The organism is Roseibium sp., from assembly GCF_050301095.1.
Lineage (GTDB): Bacteria > Pseudomonadota > Alphaproteobacteria > Rhizobiales > Stappiaceae > Roseibium.
In genome coordinates this window covers 1-4,259 of record NZ_JBNKYW010000237.1, presented here as the reverse complement: position 1 = coordinate 4,259, position 4,259 = coordinate 1, and the positions used below count along the sequence as shown (strand labels likewise).

The following is a 4,259-nucleotide window of genomic DNA, read 5'->3' as shown; positions in this document are numbered from 1 at the left end:
ATCTACAGGCGGCTGGACCCGACGGGTCCCCGCATGAAAGCCTTTCTGGACACGGTCCCGCGCGGCAATAAACGCACCGTCGATTTTATTGTCGAACTGAACGAAAGAGTGTCGCGGGAGGTCGGCTATGTCATCCGGATGGAAGCCGGCGTGCAGACGCCGGAGGAAACCTTCGAAAAGGGTACCGGTTCGTGCCGCGACTCGAGCTGGCTGCTGGTCCAGGCCCTGCGCCATCTCGGCTTTGCCGCCCGTTTCGTTTCCGGCTATCTGATCCAGCTTAAGCCGGATCTTGAAGCCCTGGACGGCCCGTCCGGAACCGACCACGATTTCACCGACCTGCACGCCTGGGCCGAGGTCTATCTTCCCGGCGCAGGCTGGATCGGACTGGACCCGACCTCGGGTCTTTTGACGGGCGAGAGCCATATCCCGCTGGCCGCGACACCGCATTATGCCAATGCTGCCCCGATCGTCGGCATGGCGAGCAAGGCGGAAGTCGACTTCTCCTTCGACATGAAGGTTGCAAGGGTCGCCGAACATCCGCGCATCACCAAGCCGTTTTCCGACGAAGCATGGAGTGCGCTGAACGACCTTGGAGAGAAGGTCGACCGGATCCTCGCCCAGGAGGACGTCCGTCTGACCATGGGCGGCGAGCCGACGTTCGTCTCGATCGACGATTTTGAATCGGAGGAATGGAACACCGATGCCGTCGGCCCGACGAAACGGGAGAAGGCCGACACGCTGATCCGCCGCCTGCGCGAGCGCTTCGCACCCGGCGGCTTTCTGCACTACGGGCAAGGCAAATGGTACCCGGGTGAGACCCTGCCCCGCTGGACCTATTCCCTTTATTGGCGCAAGGACGAAAAACCGATCTGGCACGATCCGGACCTGATCGCCGAGGAAGGCCAGAAGACCGGGGCCGACGCTGAAAAGTCGGAAGCCCTGCTGCAGCAGATCGCGAGGCGTCTGGACCTCGAACCGGACTATGTCGTGCCTGCCTATGAAGACCCGGCGGTCTGGCTGGTTAAGGAAGCCAACCTGCCGGCAAATGTCACCCCGGGAAATTCCGAACTGGAGGATGCCGAGGCCCGCCACCGGATTGCCCGCGTCTTCGACCGGGGGCTCACCTCGCCGTCCGGCCATGTCCTGCCCATCCAGCGCTGGCAGTCGAGAGCCTCCGGTCATCGCTGGCGGTCGGAACATTGGAAACTGCGCCGCAAGGTCCTGTTCCTGGTTCCGGGCGACAGTCCGGTCGGCTACCGCATTCCACTGGAATCCCTGCCCCACGTGCCGCCTGCGCAATACCCCTATACCAACATCGTCGATCCGACCGTGCCCAGGGACCCGCTGCCGGACTTCCCGGTCGGGCCGGCTCCGGACCGCAGGCAGGATGTTGCGCATTTCACGGCAGGTGGCGCCCGGCAGGAACGACAGGAACAGAGCCTGCCGGACAGTGAAATCGGCGACAGCGCGGTCCGAACCGCCCTGTCGGTCGAACCGCGCGACGGCCGCCTCTGTGTGTTCATGCCTCCGGTGGAGAAGGTCGAGGACTATCTGGAGCTGGTCGCGGCGGCGGAAACCGCTGCAGCGGACCTTGGCCTGCCGGTCCATATCGAGGGCTACCCGCCGCCGCCGGACCCGCGCATGAACGTCATCCGGGTCGCCCCGGATCCTGGCGTCATCGAGGTCAATATCCACCCCGCGTCAAACTGGAACGAGTGCGTAGCCATCACTGAAGGTGTCTACGAGGAAGCACGCCAGTCTCGCCTCGGCGCCGACAAGTTCATGATCGACGGCAAGCACACGGGCACCGGCGGCGGCAATCATGTCGTGGTCGGCGGGGAGACACCGCTCGACAGTCCGTTCCTGCGCCGCCCGGATCTCTTGCGCAGCCTGATCCTGCACTGGCAGCGGCATCCGAGCCTGTCCTATCTCTTTTCCGGCCTCTTCATCGGCCCGACCTCGCAGGCCCCGCGCGTCGACGAGGCCCGGCATGACGGGCTCTACGAGCTGGAAGTCGCCCTTTCCCGGATCCACCGACCGGATGAAGGTCCGCCCCCGTTCCCGTGGCTGGTCGACCGGCTGCTCCGAAACCTGCTGGTGGACGTAACCGGCAATACCCACCGGGCCGAAATCTGCATCGACAAGCTCTATTCGCCCGATGGCCCGACCGGCCGCCTTGGCCTCATCGAATTCCGCGGCTTTGAAATGCCGCCCGACCCGCGCATGAGCCTTGCCCAGCAATTGCTGCTGAGGGCCCTGATCGCCCGGCTGTGGCAGCATCCGCTCTCCGGCAACCTGACCCGCTGGGGCACGGCGCTGCACGACCGCTTCATGCTGCCGCACTATGTCTGGGCCGATTTCCTGGACGTGCTCCGGGATCTGGAGCATCACGGTTTTTCCATGCGCCCTGAGTGGTACGAGGCCCAGGCGGAATTCCGTTTCCCCTTCTGCGGCGAGATCGAGGTGGAGGGCGTTCACCTGGAGCTGCGCCAGGCGCTGGAGCCCTGGCATGTTCTGGGCGAGACCGGTGCCATCGGCGGCACGGTCCGCTACACGGACAGCTCGACCGAGCGTCTTCAGGTGAAGCTGACAACCAGCGATCCGGACCGCTACCTCGTCACCTGCAACCGCCGCATGATGCCGTTGCGCAAAACCGAGACGAACGGTGTCGCCGTCGCCGGTGTGCGCTACAAGGCCTGGCAGCCGGCCATGGCGCTTCATCCCGTGCATCCGGTGGATGCGCCGCTGACCTTCGACATCTTCGACCGCTGGAGCGGACGGGCAGTCGGCGGCTGCGTCTATCACGTGGCCCACCCGGGAGGGCGCAATTACGAGACGTTCCCGGTCAACAGCAACGAAGCGGAAGCGCGGCGGCTGGCACGGTTCGAACCTCATGGACACACGCCCGGGCTCTATGTTCCGGAAACGGAGCGGCCGCACCCCGAGTTTCCGTTGACCTTGGACCTCAGACGACCGCAAGATGTCTGAAAGGCCACGGGCAGGAACAGGTGAATGCGTTTGGACGAAACGGCAGACTCTTCTGACCTATTCAACGGATTGCTGAAATCCTACCGCCCGTTTCCCGGTGTATCGGACGAACTTCTGAACCCGGACGGCGGGGTTCGTCCGGTGTGGCGGCCGTTTCTTCAGCACCTGGCCTCACTGGCGCCGGAAGAGGTCGGAGACCGTTTCGCCCGGGGCAACCAGTATCTCAACGACGCCGGCGTCTATTTCCGCCAATACGGTCAGGACGGCGCCAATGAGCGGGAATGGCCGCTCAGCCACATTCCGGTGATCATTGCCGAAGACGACTGGCAGGTCATCGTGGACGGATTGATCCAGCGCGCGGAACTGCTGGAAGGGGTGGTCGCCGATCTTTACGGTGAAAACCGCCTGGTGGCAGAAGGATATGTGCCCGCGAGCCTGATCGCGAAAAGCCCGGAATGGCAGCGCCCTCTCGTCGGCATCACACCTAAGTCCGGCCACTTCCTGCATTTTCTGGCCTTCGAGATCGGCCGGGGACCGGACGGTACCTGGTGGGTGCTCTCCGACCGGGCGCAGACCCCTTCCGGAGCCGGGTTCGCGCTGGAAAACCGGGTCGCGACCGGCCGGGTCTTCAACGAGTTCTTCGCACGGGCGAATGTTCACCGGCTCGCAGGGTTCTTCCGCCGCTTCCGCGACCATCTGGTCGACCTGCGGGGCGAGACAGACAGCCGGGTCTCGATCCTGACGCCCGGGCCGCTGAACGACACCTATTTCGAACACGCCTATATCGCCCGCTATCTCGGTTTCATGTTGCTGGAGGGCGAAGATCTCACCGTTCATAACGGCAGGCTGATGGTGCGCACCGTTGCCGGACTGAAGCCCGTCAGCGTCTTGTGGCGGCGCATGGACGCGGCCTGGACCGATCCGGTCGAGCTGGAAGAAAGTTCCCATATCGGAACGGCCGGCCTTGTGCAGGCGGTCCGGGAGGGCTCCGTCACCATGGTCAACGCGCTCGGCACGGGCATTCTGGAAACCCGTGCCCTGTTCGCCTTTCTGCCACGCATCAGCGAGCATTTGCTCGGCGAGGCGCTGAAGCTGCCCAATGTCGCCACATGGTGGTGCGGAGAAGAACGGACGCGCGACTACGTGAAAGAACATGCCGAAAAGATGATGTTCAGCCCGGCGCTATCGACAGCGCTGCCTTTCGCGTCCGCGCAGACCGATTTTCTGGGACAGGACTTCAACAAGTTCCACAAGGGTATTCTGGAGACCTG

2 protein-coding genes are annotated in these 4,259 nt (G+C 64.0%); both read left to right on the top strand.

Features of this window, described 5'->3' with window-relative positions; all coding sequences use genetic code 11:
• A partial coding sequence (locus ACQY7U_RS20865) for a DUF2126 domain-containing protein (protein WP_428648806.1) occupies positions 1-2,988 on the top strand: 2,988 nt, incomplete at its 5' end.
• A 24-nt stretch (positions 2,989-3,012) separates the two neighbouring features.
• The coding region (locus ACQY7U_RS20860) for a circularly permuted type 2 ATP-grasp protein (RefSeq protein WP_428648803.1) at positions 3,013-4,259 on the top strand (1,247 nt) is incomplete at its 3' end.